We start from the raw sequence: 16,732 nt of genomic DNA on the forward strand, positions 1-16,732 counted from the left end.
CGGTAGGGTGTCAGGCTGGTCGGAACACCCGACGATGGCTGGGCGGACGGAGGTGCTGGAGTGTCGACCCTGCGTCCTGAGGGCGTTTCCGGGGTGTCGCTGGACCAGTTGGCCGCGGCCGTCGGCGCGACGCTGACCGGGCCGGCCGACCTGGTCGTGACGGGCGTGACCCTGCGCGGTCAGGAGGCCCGCCCGGGGGACCTGTTCGCGGCGCTGCCCGGGGCCTCGGCTCACGGCGCGGCCTACGCCGAGGACGCGCTGACCCGCGGCGCCGTCGCGGTGCTCACCGACGCCGCCGGTGCGGCCGAGCTGGCCCAGGCCGTGCCCGCGGCGCCTGTTCTGGTGCACGACGATCCGCGGTCGGTTCTGGGCAGGGCCGCCGCGCAGGTCTACGGCTGGCCGTCGGAGCACATGACCGTCGTAGGCGTCACCGGCACCTCCGGTAAGACCACCACGACCTACCTCATCGAGGCCGGTCTGCGCGCCGCAGGCCGCCGCCCGGGTCTGATCGGCACGGTCGGTGTCCGGATCGACGGCCAGGACGTCCCGAGCACGCTGACCACACCCGAGGCGCCCGCCCTGCAGGGCCTGCTGGCGGCCATGGCCCAGCGCGGCGTCGACACCGCCGTCATGGAGGTCTCCAGCCACGCGCTGTCCCTGGGCCGCGTCGATGGCATCGGGTTCGCCGTCGGCGGGTTCACCAACCTCTCGCGCGACCACCTGGACTTCCACCCGACCATGGCCGACTACTTCGAGGCCAAGGCCCGGTTGCTCGCCGCGGATTCGCCCGTGCACGCGCGCCTCGCCGTGATCTGCGTCGACGACGCCGCCGGACGCGCCATGGCCGACCGGGCCGAGCATGCGGTGACCGTCAGCACCACCGGGGCCGCCGACTGGACCGTGGAGGACGTCGTGGTGACCGGCGACGGCGCCCAGGAGTTCACGGCCGTCGACCCGGCCGGTGTGCATCACAGGATCGGGATCAGGCTGCCGGGCGGCTACAACATCGCCAACTGCCTTGTGGCGCTGGCGATCCTCGACGCCGTCGGTGTCGCCCCGGAACACGCCGCGCCGGGTCTGATGGCCGCGACCGTGCCGGGGCGGCTCGAACCGATCGAGCGCGGTCAGGACTTCCTGGCGCTGGTGGACTACGCGCACAAGCCGGGTGCGCTGCGCGCGGTGCTCGAGACGCTGCGCCGGCAGGGCAACGTCGGCCGGATCGCGGTGGTGTTCGGCGCCGGCGGCAACCGCGATGCGGGCAAGCGTGCGCCGATGGGCGCGGCTGCGGCCGAACTCGCCGACCTCGTGGTCGTCACCGACGACAACCCGCGCGACGAGGATCCGGCCGCGATCCGCGCCGAGGTCGTCACCGGCGCCGCAGCGGCGGCCGAGATCGTCGAGATCGGTGATCGGCGCGCCGCGATCGCGCATGCCGTCGCGTGGGCCCGCGCCGGGGACGTGGTGTTGATCGCGGGCAAGGGGCATGAGACTGGACAGACCGCGGGCGGCACGACGGTGCCGTTCGACGACCGCGTCGAATTGGCGGCGGCGCTCGACGCACGACAGGCGGCACGATGATCGAACTGACTCTCGCCGAGATCGCCGACATCGTCGGCGGCCGACTCGCCGACATCAGCGAGCAGGACGCCGCCCGCACGGTGGTCACCGGAACCGTCGAATTCGACTCCCGCGCGCTGCGACCCGGCGGGCTGTTCCTGGCGCTGCCCGGCGCGCGCGCCGACGGACATGACTTCGCGCCGGCCGCCATCGAGGCGGGTGCGGTCGCGGTGCTGGCCGCCCGTCCGGTGGGCGTGCCCGCGATCGTGGTCCCGCCCGTGGACCCCGATGACAGCGGCGCGAGCGTGCTCGAGCATGACCGCGACGGCGCGGGGGCCGCGGTGCTGGCCGCACTGGCCAGACTCGCGGGTGCGGTGGCGCGCCGCCTGGCCGCCGACGGACTGACCATCATCGGTGTCACCGGGTCGTCGGGGAAGACCTCGACCAAGGACCTCCTGGCCGCGGTGCTGGCCCCGCTGGGACAGGTCGTCGCCCCGCCCGGGTCGTTCAACAACGAACTCGGCCATCCGTGGACCGTGCTGCGCGCCACCCGCGACACCGACTTCCTGGTGCTCGAGATGTCGGCGCGGCACCGCGGCAACATCGCCGAACTGGCCGAGATCGCGCCGCCGCGCATCGCCGTGGTGCTCAACGTGGGCACGGCGCACCTGGGCGAATTCGGCTCTCGGCAGGCCATCGCAGATACGAAAGCCGAACTGGCACAGGCAGTCCCCGCCGACGGCGTGGTGGTGCTCAACGCCGACGACACCGCCGTCGCAGCGATGGCCGCCGTCACCGACGCCAAGGTGGTGCGGGTCAGTCGCAGCGCCTCCTCAGACAAAGCCGAGGTCTGGGCCGATCAGGTGTCCCTCGATGACCTCGCGCGTCCGCGTTTCGATCTGCACTGGGGGGATCAGCACGTTCCGGTGGCGCTCGCGGTGCACGGCGATCACCAGGTGTCCAACGCGCTGTGTGCCGCGGCCGTGGCGCTTGAGTGCGGCGCCACCGGAGAGCAGATCGCGGCCGCGCTGGCCACCGCCGGGCCCGCGTCGCCGCACCGCATGGCGGTGACGACCCGCGCCGACGGCGTCACCGTCGTCAACGACGCCTACAACGCCAATCCGGACTCCATGCGCGCTGGTCTGCAGGCACTGGCGTGGATGGCGCGCTCGGCTGCCGGAGCGGGAGGACCTCGGCGCAGTTTCGCGGTGTTGGGGGAGATGGCCGAACTCGGTGAGGACACGATTTCCGAGCACGACCGCGTCGGCCGTCTCGCGGTGCGCTTAGATGTGTCACGGTTGATCGTCGTGGGAACCGGGAGGGCAGTGGGCGCCATGCACCAGGGTGCGGTCATGGAGGGGTCGTGGGGATCCGAGGCGATTCGCGTCGACGATGTCGACGCGGCGCTGGCACTGCTGCGCGCCGAACTGGCGCCCGGCGACGTCGTGCTGGTCAAGGCGTCGAACTCGGTCGGCCTGGCCATGCTGGCGCAGACGCTCGTCGAGGACCCTGAGGGCGGCGCATGAGACTGATCCTGGTCGCCGTCGGCCTGGCGCTGGCGGTGTCGATCCTGCTGACCCCCGTGCTGATCAGGCTCTTCACCAAGCAGGGCTTCGGGCACGAGATCCGCGAGGACGGCCCACCGAGCCACAAGACCAAGCGCGGCACCCCGTCGATGGGCGGCGTCGCGATCCTGGCCGGCATCTGGGCCGGCTACCTGGGCACGCATCTGATCGGGCTCGCGCTCAACGGCACCGGACCATCGGCCACCGGGATGCTGGTGCTGGGACTGGCCACGGCGCTGGGCATCGTCGGGTTCCTCGACGACCTGATCAAGATCCGCAGGTCCCGAAACCTGGGCCTGAACAAGACCGCCAAGACCGTTGGCCAGGTGCTGGCGGCCGTGCTGTTCGGTGTGCTCGTGCTGCAGTTCCGCAACGCCGACGGACTGACCCCCGCCAGCACCGAACTGTCCTACGTGCGCGAGATCGCCACCATCACGCTGCCACCGCTGCTGTTCGTGCTGTTCGTCGTGCTCATCGTGTCGGCCTGGTCCAACGCGGTGAACTTCACCGACGGCCTCGACGGCCTGGCCGCGGGAAGCATGGGCATGGTCAGCGCGGCGTATGTGCTGATCACGTTCTGGCAGTACCGCAACGCGTGCGCGACGGCGCCGGGCCTGGGCTGCTACAACGTGCGCGATCCGCTGGACCTGGCGCTGATCGCCGCCGCGACCGCGGGCGCCTGTATCGGCTTCCTGTGGTGGAACGCGGCGCCGGCCAAGATCTTCATGGGTGACACGGGGTCGCTGGCGCTGGGTGGCGTCATCGCGGGCCTCTCGGTCACCAGCCGCACCGAGGTGCTCGCGGTCGTACTCGGCGCGCTGTTCGTCGCCGAGATCGTGTCGGTGGTCGTGCAGATCCTGGCGTTCCGCACCACGGGCCGACGGGTGTTTCGAATGGCGCCGTTCCATCATCATTTCGAACTCGTGGGCTGGGCCGAGACCACGGTCATCATTCGGTTCTGGTTGCTCACCGCCATCGCCTGCGGCCTGGGGGTGGCGTTGTTCTACGGCGAGTGGCTGACCGCGATCGGCGCCTGAGGTGACCGCACCGCTGGTTCCCGGCGCCCGCGTCCTGGTCGTGGGTGCGGGGGTGACGGGCCGGGCGCTGCTGGCGGCGCTGACGCCACTCGGTGTCCTGGCCGACCTGACCGACAACAATCCGATGGCGTTGGAGCCGTTCGCGTTCCAGGGTGTGCGGGTGATCGACGGCGACGCCGCAGTGGAGCGGGTGCGCGACTACGAGCTCGTGGCCGTCAGCCCGGGCCTGCCGCCCACATCGCCCATCGCGACGGCCGCGGCCGCCGCCGGGATTCCGGTGATCGGCGACGTCGAGCTGGCGTGGCGCCTCGATCAGGCAGGCACCTTCGGGCCCGCTCGGCGCTGGCTCGTGGTCACCGGCACCAACGGCAAGACCACGACGACCTCGATGCTGCACGCGATGCTCACCACGGCAGGGCGGGCCAGCCTGCTGTGCGGCAACATCGGCGACCCGGTGCTCGATGTGCTCTCTTCTCCGTCGGAGTTCCTGGCGGTCGAGTTGTCGAGTTTCCAGCTGCACTGGTCGTCCTCGCTGCGACCGGAGGCGGGCGCGGTGCTCAACATCGCCGAGGATCACCTGGACTGGCACGGCTCGCTCGAGCACTATGCGGGCGCCAAGGCGAAGGTGCTCGAAGGGCGGGTGGCCGTCGTCGGGCTCGACGACGAACTCGCGGCGGGTCTGCTGGACTCCGCGTCGGCCCCGGTGCGGGTCGGCTTCCGGCTGGGCCCGCCCGGGCCCGGGGAACTCGGCGTGCGCGACGGCATGCTCGTCGACCGCGCCTACGCGGACGGCGACGGCGTGGTGCTGGCGCCGGTCGACTCCATTCCGGTGGCCGGGCCCGTGGGCGTGCTCGATGCGCTGGCCGCGGCGGCCCTGGCCCGCGCGGTCGACGTGTCACCCGAGGCGATCGCCGAGGCCCTGGCGACGTTCCAGGTCGGACGGCACCGCGCCGAGGTGGTGGGGGAGGTCGACGGTGTCTCGTATGTCGACGACTCGAAGGCCACCAACCCGCACGCCGCCGAGGCCTCGATCAACGCCTTCCCACGTGTGGTGTGGATTGCCGGCGGGCTGCTCAAAGGTGCATCCGTCGATGACATGGTCGCGAGGTCGGCCGATCGCCTGGTTGCTGTGGTGCTGATCGGCCGCGACCGGGCGGTGATTGCCGACGCGTTATCGCGACACGCACCCGATGTCCCCGTCGTTCAGTTGGTGGCAGGGGAGGATGTTGGGGTGCTTGGGACAGATGAGTCAGTTGTGACTCGTGTGATTGACATCGCGCAGGGTGCGTTGGGGGACGCGGTGATGGCCCAGGCCGTCGGAACAGCGCGCGAATTCGCCGCCCCCGGCGACACCGTGCTGCTGGCTCCCGCGGGCGCCTCCTTCGATCAGTTCAGCGGCTACTCCGACCGTGGCGATCGATTCGCCGCCGCGGTACGCGCCCTGACCGTCACCGGCCGGTAGGAGCCCGGGGCGATGGGGGTTGACATCGTGAGCCGCTGGTGGGCCCGGGTCCGCCCGGGCGGAGCCGAACCGAAGGCGGCCCCGCAGGCCGCTCCGGCGAAGGCCGCGGGCGCGGGCGCGCCGCGCACCCGGTTCGGCACATGGCTGGGCAAGCCGATGACGTCGTTCCATCTGATCGTCGCGATCGCCGCTCTGCTGGTGACGCTCGGACTCATCATGGTGCTGTCGGCCTCGGGCGTGCACTCCTACGACGAGGACGGCTCGCCGTGGACGATCTTCGCCAAGCAGGTGCTGTGGACCGTGATCGGCCTCGTGGCGTTCTACATCGCGCTGCGCACCCCGGTCTCGATGATGCGCCGGCTCGCGTTCCCAGGCTTCGCGCTGACCATCGTGCTGTTGGTGCTGGTGCTCATCCCCGGCATCGGCACCATCGCCAACGGTTCCCGGGGTTGGTTCGTCGTCGCGGGATTCTCCATGCAGCCCTCGGAACTGGCCAAGATCGCGTTCGCGATCTGGGGTGCCCAGCTGCTGGCGGCCCGCCGCATGGAACGCGCATCCCTGCGCGAGATGCTCGTCCCGCTGGTACCCGCGGCTCTCGTCGCTCTCCTGCTGATCGTGCTGCAGCCCGACCTGGGGCAGACGGTGTCGCTGGGCATCATCCTGCTGGCGCTGCTGTGGTACGCGGGTCTGCCGCTGAAGGTGTTTCTGACCTCGGTGCTCGGCATCTTCGTGGCCGGCGCCATTCTCGCCGTGTCCGAGGGCTACCGGTCGGCACGCGTGCAGTCCTGGCTGGATCCGTCCGCGGACGCGCAGGGCTCGGGGTATCAGGCCCGTCAGGCCAAGTTCGCGCTCGCCAACGGCGGAATCTTCGGCGACGGCCTGGGCCAGGGCACCGCGAAGTACAACTATCTGCCCAACGCCCACAACGACTTCATCTTCGCGATCATCGGCGAGGAACTCGGCTTCATCGGCGCGGTCGGCCTGCTGTGCCTGTTCGCGCTGTTCACCTACACCGGCATGCGTATCGCGCGACGCTCGGCCGACCCCTTCCTGCGCCTGCTCACCGCGACCACCACGATGTGGATTTTGGGCCAGGTCTTCATCAATGTCGGCTACGTCGTGGGTCTGCTGCCCGTGACCGGACTGCAGCTGCCGCTCATCTCGGCGGGTGGAACGTCGACGGCCACCACACTTTTCATGATCGGCGTGATGGCGAATGCGGCCCGGCATGAACCGGACGCGGTGGCGGCGTTGCGTGCAGGCGCCGACGACCGGATGAACCGACTGCTGCGCCTCCCGTTGCCGGAACCGTATGTGCCCTCGCGTGTCGAAATGCTGCGTGATCGGATGCGCACGAAGCCCAAGGCGAAGTCCGCCAAACCGGCCAAGGCGAAGTCCGCCAAACCGGCCATGGCGAAGTCCGCCAAACCGGCCATGGCGAAGTCCGCCAAACCGGTCAAGGCCGCCCGGCCCGCCCCGCGGCGAACCGCCAAGTCCCATGCTGATGATGGTCGTGCGCGGCGGTCAGGGCATCATGGAGACGGCCAGCGGGGCCAGGATGCCCCGCGAGGTCGTAGACAACCGGCTGCTGCCAGCGGGAGAAACTCCCGGTCACGCGGCGCCAGAGCAGTGGAAGGTCAGCGTTACGGGTGAACGACTCGGTCCAGGTGCCCGCCGGCGGGCAGGAGCACAGCGACTCGGGACGCCAGCGCCATGACGACGTGTTCTCCGTGGTCCTCGCAGGGGGCGGGACGGCCGGGCATGTCGAGCCCGCGATGGCCGTCGCCGACGCTCTGACAGCTCTCGATCCGCGTGTGCGGATCACCGCGCTGGGCACCGCACGTGGTCTGGAGACCCGACTGGTGCCCGAGCGCGGGTACCACCTCGAACTCATCACGCCGGTTCCGCTGCCGCGGAAGCCGAGTGCGGATCTGCTGCGCCTGCCCGCGCGCGTGCGCACCGCGGTGCGCGAGGTCCGCGATGTGTTCGACGACGTGCACGCCGACGTCGTGATCGGGTTCGGCGGTTACGTCGCGCTGCCGGCCTACCTGGCCGCGCGCGGTGGGCTGACGGGACGTCACCGCGTGCCGGTGGTGATCCATGAGGCCAACGCCAGCGCGGGCATCGCCAACAAGGTCGGCGCCCGGTCGGCGGCCCGGGTGCTCGCCGCGGTGCCCGATTCCGGTCTGAAGAACGCCGAGGTCGTCGGCATCCCGGTGCGTTCGACGATCACCGGACTCGATCGTGCGGCCCTGCGTGCGCAGGCCCGTGCGCATTTCGGCTTCGCCGAGGACGCCCGGGTGCTGTTGGTGTTCGGCGGTTCGCAGGGCGCGGCCTCGATCAACCGCGCGGTGTCGGGGGCGGCCGACGCACTGGCCGCCGAGGGGATCGCGGTGCTGCACGCGCACGGCCCCAAGAACACCCTGGATCTGCGCACACCCGCGCCGGGTGATCCGCCGTACGTCGCGGTGCCCTATCTGGACCGGATGGACCTGGCGTACGCGGCCGCGGACCTCGCGATCTGCCGTTCGGGTGCCATGACGGTGGCCGAGGTGTCGGCCGTCGGGCTTCCCGCGGTGTATGTGCCGTTGCCGATCGGCAACGGTGAGCAGCGCCTCAACGCACTCCCGGTCGTCGAGGCCGGTGGCGGCCTCCTGGTCGACGACGCCGATCTGTCGCCCCAGTTCGTGGCCGACGTGGTTGCAGGCCTGCTGCGTGATGACGCCCGGCTCGCGGCAATGGGCACCGCGACCGCGCAGGTCGGTCACCGCGACGCGGCGCAGAAGGTGGCCGCCGTCGCGATGGAGGTCGCGCGCGCGGCCCGGACCGGGGGACGACGATGAGCGCACCCCTTCCCGAGGAACTGCGGCGCGTGCACATGGTCGGCATCGGTGGGGCGGGCATGTCCGGCATCGCCCGGATCCTGCTGGACCGCGGTGCACTCGTGAGCGGTTCGGACGCCAAGGAGTCACGCGGCGTGGTGGCGTTGCGGGCCCGCGGCGCACTGATCAACATCGGACATGACGCTGCCGCGTTGGATCTGCTGCCGGGTGGCCCGACCGCGGTCATCACGACCCACGCCGCGATCCCCAAGACCAATCCCGAACTCGTCGAGGCGCGCCGCCGGGCCATCCCTGTGGTGCTGCGGCCCGCGGTGCTGGCCAAGCTGATGGCCGGGCACACGACGTTGTTGGTCACCGGGACGCACGGCAAGACCACGACCACCTCGATGTTGATCGTGGCGCTGCAGCATGCGGGCATGGACCCGTCCTTCGCGGTGGGCGGGGACCTCGGCGAGGCGGGCACCAATGCGCACCACGGCAGCGGCGGATGCTTTGTCGCCGAAGCCGACGAGAGCGACGGGTCCCTGCTGGAGTACACGCCGAATGTGGCGGTGGTGACCAACATTGAGGCCGATCACCTCGACTTCTTCGGCAGCGCCGAGGCCTACAGCGAGGTCTTCGACAAGTTCGTCGACCGGTTGGCGCCAGGCGGTGCCCTGGTGGTGTGTGCCGACGATCCGGGTGCGGCCGCGCTGGCCGACCGCGCGACCGCGCAGGGCATGCGGGTTCTCGCCTACGGAACGGCGGGGGAGCGACCGCTGGCGGGCACGCTGCTGTCCTGGCAGCAACAGGGCACCGGCGCGGTGGCCGAGGTCGCGCTGGCCGGCGAACCCCATCCGCGTGCGATGCGGTTGTCGGTGCCGGGCAGGCACATGGCGCTCAACGCACTGGCCGCCCTGCTGGCCGCCGTCGAGGCCGGGGCGCCGGTGGACATGGTGTTGGACGGGCTGAGCGGGTTCGAGGGAGTGCGACGCCGTTTCGAGTTGGTCGGGGTGGCCAACGGTGTGCGGATCTTCGACGATTACGCACATCACCCGACCGAGGTCCGCGCGGTGCTCTCGGCGCTGCGCACCGTGGCCGAGCAGAGCGGCGGCGGCCGCACGCTCGCGGTGTTCCAGCCGCATCTGTATTCGCGCACAAAGACTTTCGCCGCCGACTTTGCGGACGCGCTGAGCGCCGCGGACCGGGTGTTCGTGCTCGACGTCTATGCCGCGCGCGAGCAGCCGCTCGCGGGGATCAGTGGCGCGACCATCGCGGAGAAGGTCTCGGTGCCGGTGCGCTACCTGCCGGACTTCTCGTCGGTGGCCCAGACCGTGGCCGAGATCGCGCGTCCCGGTGACGTCGTGGTCACGATGGGCGCCGGCGACGTGACGATGCTGGGCCCCGAGATCGTGACGGCAGTTCAGGTGCAGGCCAACCGCAGTGCGCCGGGGCGACCCGGAGTCGACTGGTGACCGAGTCGGACGATCCCGCCCCGCAGGCGGCCGACGCAGAACCCGAACCGCCGCACGCTGGAGCGCCTCAGACCGACGCGCCCGCGGAGGAGCCGGAGGATTTCGAGGGGCCGCGGCGGCGCGCGCGGCGCGAACGCGAGGAGCGCCGGGCCGCCCAGCAGCGGGCCATCGCGATCGAAGAGGCTCGTCGCGAGGCCAAGCGCAAGGCCCGCTCCGATGCCCTGGCTTCGGCCAAACCCGTTGCGCGCGGGTCGGTCCGGGGGCTGCGGGCGGTCGCGATGGGTGTGCTCGTCGCGGTGCTGGCGGTGGCCCTGGGACTGATCGTGTACTTCACGCCGCTGATGTCGGCGCGAGATGTCGTGGTGATGGGGACCGGCGAGGTGACGGCCGAGGAGGTGCTCGGTGCCGCGCAGGTGCGGATCGGCACACCGCTCCTGCAGATCAACACCAGTGACGTGGCCGACCGAGTCGCGACCATCCGCCGGGTCGCGAGTGCGCGCGTGCAGCGCGAGTACCCCTCGACGCTGCGGATCACGATCGTGGAACGGGTTCCGGTGGCGGTCAAGGACTATCCCGACGGACCGCATCTGTTCGACCGCGACGGCGTGGACTTCGCGACCGCGCCGCCGCCGCCCTCGCTGCCGTACCTCGACGTCGAGGCGCCGGGCCCCAACGACCCGACGACCGAGGCGGCCCTGGCGGTGTTGACCACGCTGGCACCCGACGTCGCGGGTCAGGTCGGCCGCGTCGCCGCACCGTCGGTGGCCTCGATCACGCTGACGCTGTCCGACGGCAGGGAAGTGGTGTGGGGCACCAACGAACGCACCGCGGAGAAGGCCGAGAAACTCGCGGCGCTGCTGACCCAACCCGGGCGGGTCTATGACGTCTCCAGCCCGGACCTGCCGACTGTGAAGTGAATCCGCGCAAAATTGCCCGCGGGTTTCGGCGCGCCTGCACGTCTGAACGCGGTAGCGGCCATACCGTCTGTGTTACACAGAACTACTTGACATAACTCTAAGCCTATGGTTGAGGTTGAGGGTTTGCCGGTCAGGAGTTCGGTGTACGACAGACAACCGATCTTGGGAGGAAGGCGACCCCATGACCCCCCCGCACAACTACCTGGCCGTCATCAAGGTGGTCGGCATCGGCGGCGGCGGCGTCAATGCCGTCAACCGAATGATCGAACAGGGCCTCAAGGGCGTTGAGTTCATCGCCATCAACACCGACGCCCAGGCGCTGTTGATGAGCGATGCCGACGTCAAACTCGATGTCGGGCGTGACTCGACGCGCGGCCTCGGCGCCGGCGCCGATCCCGAGGTGGGCCGCAAGGCGGCCGACGACGCCAAGGACGAGATCGAAGAACTCCTGCGCGGCGCCGACATGGTGTTCGTCACCGCAGGTGAGGGCGGCGGCACCGGAACCGGTGGCGCTCCCGTCGTGGCCACCATCGCGCGCAAGCTCGGTGCGCTGACCGTCGGCGTGGTCACCCGGCCGTTCTCGTTCGAGGGCAAGCGTCGGTCGAACCAGGCCGAGGCCGGTATCACCTCGCTGCGCGAAAGCTGCGACACGCTGATCGTGATCCCCAACGACCGACTTCTGCAGATGGGTGACGCCGCGGTGTCGCTCATGGACGCGTTCCGCAGCGCCGACGAGGTGCTGCTCAACGGCGTGCAGGGCATCACCGACCTGATCACCACCCCCGGCCTGATCAACGTCGACTTCGCGGACGTCAAGGGCGTCATGAGCGGAGCGGGTACGGCCCTGATGGGCATCGGCGCCGCCCGAGGCGACGGTCGCGCGCTCAAGGCCGCCGAGATCGCGATCAACTCGCCGCTGCTCGAAGCGTCGATGGACGGTGCGCAGGGCGTGCTGCTGTCGGTCGCGGGTGGCAGTGACCTGGGCCTGTTCGAGATCAACGAGGCCGCCTCGCTGGTGCAGGACGCGGCGCACCCCGAGGCCAACATCATCTTCGGCACCGTGATCGACGATTCGCTCGGCGACGAGGTCCGTGTCACGGTGATCGCGGCGGGCTTCGAGGCCGGCTCCGCCGGTCGCAAGCCCGTGGTGGCCGCCTCCGGAACCGGTCAAGCCGTTGCGCCGGGCCGTGCTGGCACCGTCACCACCTCACTGTTCGAACCGGCCGATCCGGCTTCCGTGCCCGCCCACACCAACGGGGCCACGGTGCGCGTCGGCGGTGGCGACGACGACGGCATCGCTGACGATGACGTCGACGTGCCGCCCTTCATGCGCCACTGACGGTGACCTACCGGGTCCGGCGCGTCACCACCACGCGCGCTGGCGGCGTCTCCGCGCCGCCGTACGACACCTTCAACCTGGGTGATCACGTCGGTGATGACCCCAAGGCCGTCGCGGCCAACCGGCGTCGGCTCGCCGAGGCCACCGGCCTCGGTGCCGACCGCGTCGTCTGGATGAACCAGGTGCACAGCGCACACGTCGAGGTCGTCGACGGTCCGCGCAGCAAGGCGTTCGACAAGACCGACGCCCTGGTCACCGCCCAGCCCCGGTTGGCGCTGGCGGTCGTGACCGCCGACTGCGTTCCGGTGCTGATGGCCGACGCCCGCGCCGGCGTTGTCGGGGCCGCGCACGCGGGTCGGGTGGGCGCGCAGAATGGGATCGTGCTGCGCACGCTCGAGGCCATGCTTGAGCTCGGCGCCCGGGCGGCCGACATCTCGGTGCTGCTCGGTCCGGCCGTGAGCGGGCGCAACTATGAGGTGCCCCGCGAGATGGCCGCCGACGTCGAGGTCGCGCTGCCGGGCAGTGTCACCGTGACCGCGAAGGGCACCCCGGGTCTGGACCTGCGGGCCGGAATCGCGCGCCAGCTCAAGGAATTCGGTGTCCGCGCGATCGACATCGATCCGCGCTGCACGGTCGACGACGCGGCCCTGTTCAGTCATCGCCGCGGCGCGCCGACGGGACGCCTGGCCTCACTGATCTGGCTGGAGCCCCAGCGATGAGCCGCCACGACGACCTGGCCCGTGCGTGGGCTGGCCTGCGCACCCGCCTGGCGGATGCCGCGGCGGCGGCCGGGCGCAGCGCCGAGGAGATCGAACTGCTGCCCGTCACCAAGTTCTTCCCCGCCTCGGACGTGCAGATTCTGGTCGACCTCGGCTGCCGCTCGTTTGGGGAGTCGCGCGATCAGGAGGCGCGCGACAAGATCGCGTCCCTGGCCCAGAGTCCGGATTTTCCGGATGACGTGAGCTGGCACATGATCGGCCAGATCCAGCGCAACAAGGCACGTTCGATCGCCGGGTGGGCCACCGCCGTGCATTCAGTGAGCAGCGTGAAGGTGGCGGCCGCGCTCGACCGGGGATCGGTGGACGCGCGCGCCGAGGGTCGGCGGCAGTCACCCGTCGGCGTCTACATCCAGATCAGCCTCGACGGCGACGTCAGCAGGGGTGGCGTCGACATCAACGATCCGGCCGCGGTCGACGCCTTGTGCGCGCAGGTGGATGCCGCGCAGGGACTCGAATTCGTTGGGCTGATGGCCATCCCGCCCGTCGGCGCCGACGCGGACCGCGCGTTCGCCGCGTTAGCGGCTGAACGGGACCGGGTACAGGCCGATTATCAGCAGTGCCTCGGTCTGTCCGCGGGGATGACGGGTGACCTCGAGGCGGCGGTCAAACATGGATCCACCTGTGTGCGTGTCGGAACCGCGCTTATGGGCCCTCGACCGCTAACGTCACCGTGAGTAGTCACTCCAGTCACATCTTCATCACAAGCACCATCGAGAGGGTCACGCGATGAGCGCACTGCACAAGGTCAAGGCCTACTTCGGGATGGCACCGTTGGAGGACTACGACGACGAGTATTACGACGACGACGACCGTGGCGCCGCGCGCGGCGGATACCCGCGCCGCGAGCGTTTTGAGGGCGCCGGATTCGACGGCGGCTACGAGCGTGGCGGCCGCTACCCGGAGCGCGAGTACGAGGAGGAGCCCGAGTACGCCGGCGCCTACCGTGGCGGCTACGCCGAGGATCCCCGCGACACCCGCTTCCGTCCGCGCGAGTTCGACCGCCCGGCAGCCGCGGCGCCGCGCCTGGGTGCCCTGCGGGGTTCGACCCGCGGCGCGCTGGCGATGGATCCGCGGCGCATGCAGATGCTGTTCGACGAGGGCAGCCCGCTGTCGAAGATCACGACGCTGCGCCCCAAGGACTACAGCGAGGCCCGCACCATCGGTGAGCGCTTCCGTGACGGCACGCCCGTGATCATGGACCTGGTGTCGATGGACAACGCGGACGCCAAGCGGCTCGTCGACTTCGCCGCCGGTCTGGCGTTCGCCCTTCGCGGGTCCTTCGACAAGGTGGCCACCAAGGTGTTCCTGCTGTCCCCGGCGGACGTCGAGGTCACTCCCGAGGAGCGTCGCCGGATGGCCGAGGCCGGGTTCTACGCCTACCAGTAAGCCCGCCGTTCACCACCGGTAGGCTGACGAGGGCCGATCACTCGTATCGGCGTCGTCACAACCTCGTCAGTAAGGTCGCTCAAGGTTGAAGATCTTCTTCGAAATCCTGGGTTTCGCGCTGTTTTTGTTCTGGGTGCTGCTCATCGCCCGGGTCGTCGTGGAGTTCATCCGGTCATTCAGCCGGGACTGGCATCCGCGCGGCCTGACCGTCGTGATCCTGGAAGCCATCATGACTGTCACCGATCCGCCGGTGAAGCTTCTGCGGCGGCTCATTCCCCAGTTGACCATCGGTGCGGTCCGGTTGGACCTGTCCATCATGGTGCTGCTGCTGCTGACGTTCATCGGCATGCGTCTGGCGTTTGCGGCCTCTATATAGGTCGCTCGGGTGGGCTGGCAAATCGCTCGCCTGAGATTGAAATTCGTTCTTAATTATCGCCCCCCAGGGCTACCGGCGGTTCTGGTGTGACAGGATGGACGCCAGTTACAGTCCGGCTACCAACTTGGTGGTCCGATCTAAACTTGTCAGACCGGTTCGACCGAACAGACCTCGAGGGGGCAGAGAATGCCGCTTACACCAGCCGACGTCCACAACGTCGCGTTCAGCAAGCCGCCGATTGGCAAACGCGGATACAACGAGGACGAAGTCGACGCCTTCCTCGACTTGGTCGAGAACGAGCTCACGCGCCTCATCGAAGAGAACGCCGACCTGCGCCAGCGGGTCAGCGAGCTCGATCAGGAACTGGCCAGCGCGCGGGCGGGCGGCGGCGTGCAGTCCGCGCAGGCCATCCCGCTGTACGAGCCTGAGCCCGAGCCCGCGCCGCAGCCCGTCTACGAGGCTCCGGCCCCGGCGGCGCCGCCCAGCGAGGAAGCCCACATCAAGGCCGCCAAGGTGCTGGCCCTGGCGCAGGACACCGCGGACCGCTTGACCGGCACGGCCAAGGCCGAGGCCGACAAGCTGCTCTACGACGCCCGCACCAACGCCGAGGCCATGGTCAGCGAGGCCAAGCGCACCGCTGAGACCACCGTGTCGGAGGCCAAGGCGCGCGCAGACGCGCTGCTCGCCGATGCGCAGACGCGCTCGGAGACCCAGCTGCGTCAGGCGCAGGAGAAGGCGGACGCCCTGCAGGCCGACGCCGAGCGCAAGCACTCCGAGATCATGGGCACCATCAACCAGCAGCGCACGGTGCTGGAGGGCCGGCTCGAGCAGCTGCGCACCTTCGAGCGCGAGTACCGCACCCGGCTCAAGACCTACCTGGAATCGCAGCTGGAGGAGCTCGGTCAGCGCGGGTCTGCGGCTCCGGTCGACTCGAGCGCCGGCGACGGCGGGTTCAACCAGTTCAATCGCGGAACCAACTAACTAGCGCCGGGGAGGCGTTGCGATGCTGATCGTTGCCCTGGTGCTGGCCGTCATCGGCCTGATCGCCCTCGTCACAGCAGTGGTGACGAGCAATGAGATTGTGGCGTGGGTGTGTATCGCGGCCAGCGTGGTGGGCGTGATCCTGCTCATCGTGGACGCCATCCGCGAACGCCAGCGTGTCGGCGTGGCCGCCGACGTGTCCGAGGACGGCGAGGATTCGGTTCTGCCACAGGACGACTCGACCGAGGCGACCTACCAGAACTTCGACGCCGATTACCCCGAGGAGTCCTCGGCCGCGGCGCCGTCGGACCTCGACACTGCCGAAGAGCCCAGGGGAAACCAGCCCTAGGCAAGCAGCGCGCGCACCTCGTCGTCGCCGGTCTGATCGAAGTCGTCGTAGGACATCCCGACCGCGGTGAACGGTCGTGGCGTGTGCGGGCAGAGGAACTCGTCGGCGACGTCGGCGAAGGCGTCGGCCGCCGAATCCGGCGCTGTCGGCACCGCGATCACGACGCGGCGGGCGCCCTGTGCTCGCGCGTCCAGTGCGACCGCCCGCATGCTCGCGCCGGTCGCGATGCCGTCGTCGACCAGGATCACGGTGCGATCGGTGAGGGGATGGGGATCTCGACCACCCCGGTAGGCCGACTCGCGGCGGATGAGCTCGCGACGCTCGCGGGCCACCACGTCGTCGATGTCCTTCTGCGACACCCCCAATGAGCGGATGAGCTTGTCGTTGAGCACGATCCGCTCACGAGTGATCGCGCCGAGCGCCAACTCCTCGTGGCCGGGCACACCAAGCTTGCGCACGACGGCGACGTCGAGGACCGCCCCGAGCCGACGGGCCACCTCGGCGGCCACCGGGACCCCGCCGCGGGCCAAGCCGAGCACGACGATCTGCGACGGGTCTTCGTCCCTAGCTGTGCTGTCGTCGGCCACGACCGCCGACAGCGCACGACCCGCCGCGGCGCGGTTGCGGTAGCGATGCATCGGTGTACTCCTGTGCGTCCCAGTCTGGCCAAACGGGTACCCGCGCCGC

16 protein-coding genes are annotated in these 16,732 nt (G+C 70.2%); 15 read left to right on the forward strand and 1 reads right to left on the reverse strand.

Annotated elements, in window-relative coordinates; genetic code table 11:
* The first annotated feature begins 60 nt into the window (after positions 1-60).
* The 15 genes from G6N34_RS08975 to G6N34_RS09045 all read left to right on the forward strand — a co-directional run bounded on the left by G6N34_RS08975 (position 61) and on the right by G6N34_RS09045 (position 16,045).
* Positions 61-1,578 (forward strand): UDP-N-acetylmuramoyl-L-alanyl-D-glutamate--2,6-diaminopimelate ligase, encoded by a 1,518-nt coding sequence (locus tag G6N34_RS08975; protein WP_085155615.1) that lies wholly within the window; start codon positions 61-63, stop codon positions 1,576-1,578.
* Positions 1,575-3,083, forward strand: coding sequence for a UDP-N-acetylmuramoyl-tripeptide--D-alanyl-D-alanine ligase (locus G6N34_RS08980; RefSeq protein WP_085155613.1), 1,509 nt, complete (start codon positions 1,575-1,577; stop codon positions 3,081-3,083). Before G6N34_RS08975 ends, G6N34_RS08980 begins: the two co-directional genes overlap by 4 nt.
* Complete coding sequence (mraY, locus tag G6N34_RS08985; protein WP_085155611.1) at positions 3,080-4,159, forward strand: phospho-N-acetylmuramoyl-pentapeptide-transferase; 1,080 nt, start codon at positions 3,080-3,082, stop codon at positions 4,157-4,159. Before G6N34_RS08980 ends, mraY begins: the two co-directional genes overlap by 4 nt.
* 13 nt (positions 4,160-4,172) lie before the next feature.
* Complete coding sequence (gene murD, locus G6N34_RS08990; RefSeq protein WP_179965823.1) at positions 4,173-5,621, forward strand: UDP-N-acetylmuramoyl-L-alanine--D-glutamate ligase; 1,449 nt, start codon at positions 4,173-4,175, stop codon at positions 5,619-5,621.
* A 12-nt stretch (positions 5,622-5,633) separates the two neighbouring features.
* On the forward strand, positions 5,634-7,274 hold the full coding sequence (gene ftsW, locus G6N34_RS08995) for a putative lipid II flippase FtsW (RefSeq protein ID WP_085155607.1): 1,641 nt from the start codon (positions 5,634-5,636) through the stop codon (positions 7,272-7,274).
* Complete coding sequence (gene murG / locus G6N34_RS09000) at positions 7,271-8,464, forward strand: undecaprenyldiphospho-muramoylpentapeptide beta-N-acetylglucosaminyltransferase (protein WP_407663219.1); 1,194 nt, start codon at positions 7,271-7,273, stop codon at positions 8,462-8,464. The genes ftsW and murG overlap by 4 nt, the downstream gene beginning before the upstream one ends.
* Positions 8,461-9,918, forward strand: a complete 1,458-nt coding sequence (gene murC / locus G6N34_RS09005; RefSeq protein WP_085155605.1) for a UDP-N-acetylmuramate--L-alanine ligase — start codon at positions 8,461-8,463, stop codon at positions 9,916-9,918. The genes murG and murC overlap by 4 nt, the downstream gene beginning before the upstream one ends.
* Positions 9,912-10,835, forward strand: a complete 924-nt coding sequence (locus tag G6N34_RS09010; RefSeq protein ID WP_085155603.1) for a cell division protein FtsQ/DivIB — start codon at positions 9,912-9,914, stop codon at positions 10,833-10,835. Before murC ends, G6N34_RS09010 begins: the two co-directional genes overlap by 7 nt.
* Before the next feature lie 181 nt (positions 10,836-11,016).
* On the forward strand, positions 11,017-12,174 hold the full coding sequence (ftsZ, locus tag G6N34_RS09015; protein WP_085155601.1) for a cell division protein FtsZ: 1,158 nt from the start codon (positions 11,017-11,019) through the stop codon (positions 12,172-12,174).
* A 2-nt stretch (positions 12,175-12,176) separates the two neighbouring features.
* Positions 12,177-12,893 carry a peptidoglycan editing factor PgeF gene (gene pgeF / locus G6N34_RS09020; protein WP_085155599.1) on the forward strand — a complete coding sequence of 239 codons (717 nt, stop codon included), beginning with the start codon at positions 12,177-12,179 and terminating at the stop codon, positions 12,891-12,893.
* A complete protein-coding gene (locus tag G6N34_RS09025; RefSeq protein ID WP_085155598.1) occupies positions 12,890-13,627 on the forward strand; it encodes a YggS family pyridoxal phosphate-dependent enzyme in 738 nt (245 codons plus the stop codon). Before pgeF ends, G6N34_RS09025 begins: the two co-directional genes overlap by 4 nt.
* Positions 13,628-13,679: 52 nt before the next feature.
* On the forward strand, positions 13,680-14,339 hold the full coding sequence (locus tag G6N34_RS09030) for a cell division protein SepF (RefSeq protein ID WP_085155597.1): 660 nt from the start codon (positions 13,680-13,682) through the stop codon (positions 14,337-14,339).
* An 85-nt stretch (positions 14,340-14,424) separates the two neighbouring features.
* A complete protein-coding gene (locus G6N34_RS09035) occupies positions 14,425-14,715 on the forward strand; it encodes a YggT family protein (RefSeq protein ID WP_085155596.1) in 291 nt (96 codons plus the stop codon).
* Positions 14,716-14,901: 186 nt separating this feature from the next.
* Positions 14,902-15,696 (forward strand): DivIVA-like cell division protein Wag31, encoded by a 795-nt coding sequence (wag31, locus tag G6N34_RS09040; RefSeq protein WP_085155595.1) that lies wholly within the window; start codon positions 14,902-14,904, stop codon positions 15,694-15,696.
* 22 nt (positions 15,697-15,718) lie between these two features.
* Positions 15,719-16,045 (forward strand): phage holin family protein, encoded by a 327-nt coding sequence (locus G6N34_RS09045; protein ID WP_085155594.1) that lies wholly within the window; start codon positions 15,719-15,721, stop codon positions 16,043-16,045.
* Here the strand turns inward: G6N34_RS09045 and G6N34_RS09050 are convergent.
* The gene (locus G6N34_RS09050) at positions 16,042-16,683 is read right to left on the reverse strand and encodes a phosphoribosyltransferase (RefSeq protein ID WP_085155593.1); all 642 of its coding nucleotides are present in this window, start codon (positions 16,681-16,683) and stop codon (positions 16,042-16,044) included. The two genes, G6N34_RS09045 and G6N34_RS09050, sit on opposite strands and share 4 nt — an antisense overlap.
* Positions 16,684-16,732 lie beyond the last annotated feature (49 nt).

Origin of the sequence: Mycolicibacterium confluentis (assembly GCF_010729895.1) — a bacterium.
Taxonomy (GTDB): Bacteria; Actinomycetota; Actinomycetes; order Mycobacteriales; family Mycobacteriaceae; genus Mycobacterium; species Mycobacterium confluentis.

Coding starts and splice junctions, on each gene's coding strand:
- G6N34_RS08980 (WP_085155613.1), top strand. CDS start 1,575: ATGATCGAACTGACTCTCGCCGAGATCGCCGACATCGTCGGCGGCCGA.
- mraY (WP_085155611.1), top strand. CDS start 3,080: ATGAGACTGATCCTGGTCGCCGTCGGCCTGGCGCTGGCGGTGTCGATC.
- ftsW (WP_085155607.1), top strand. CDS start 5,634: ATGGGGGTTGACATCGTGAGCCGCTGGTGGGCCCGGGTCCGCCCGGGC.
- murC (WP_085155605.1), top strand. CDS start 8,461: ATGAGCGCACCCCTTCCCGAGGAACTGCGGCGCGTGCACATGGTCGGC.
- ftsZ (WP_085155601.1), top strand. CDS start 11,017: ATGACCCCCCCGCACAACTACCTGGCCGTCATCAAGGTGGTCGGCATC.
- G6N34_RS09025 (WP_085155598.1), top strand. CDS start 12,890: ATGAGCCGCCACGACGACCTGGCCCGTGCGTGGGCTGGCCTGCGCACC.
- G6N34_RS09030 (WP_085155597.1), top strand. CDS start 13,680: ATGAGCGCACTGCACAAGGTCAAGGCCTACTTCGGGATGGCACCGTTG.
- wag31 (WP_085155595.1), top strand. CDS start 14,902: ATGCCGCTTACACCAGCCGACGTCCACAACGTCGCGTTCAGCAAGCCG.
- G6N34_RS09045 (WP_085155594.1), top strand. CDS start 15,719: ATGCTGATCGTTGCCCTGGTGCTGGCCGTCATCGGCCTGATCGCCCTC.
- G6N34_RS09050 (WP_085155593.1), bottom strand. CDS start 16,683: ATGCATCGCTACCGCAACCGCGCCGCGGCGGGTCGTGCGCTGTCGGCG.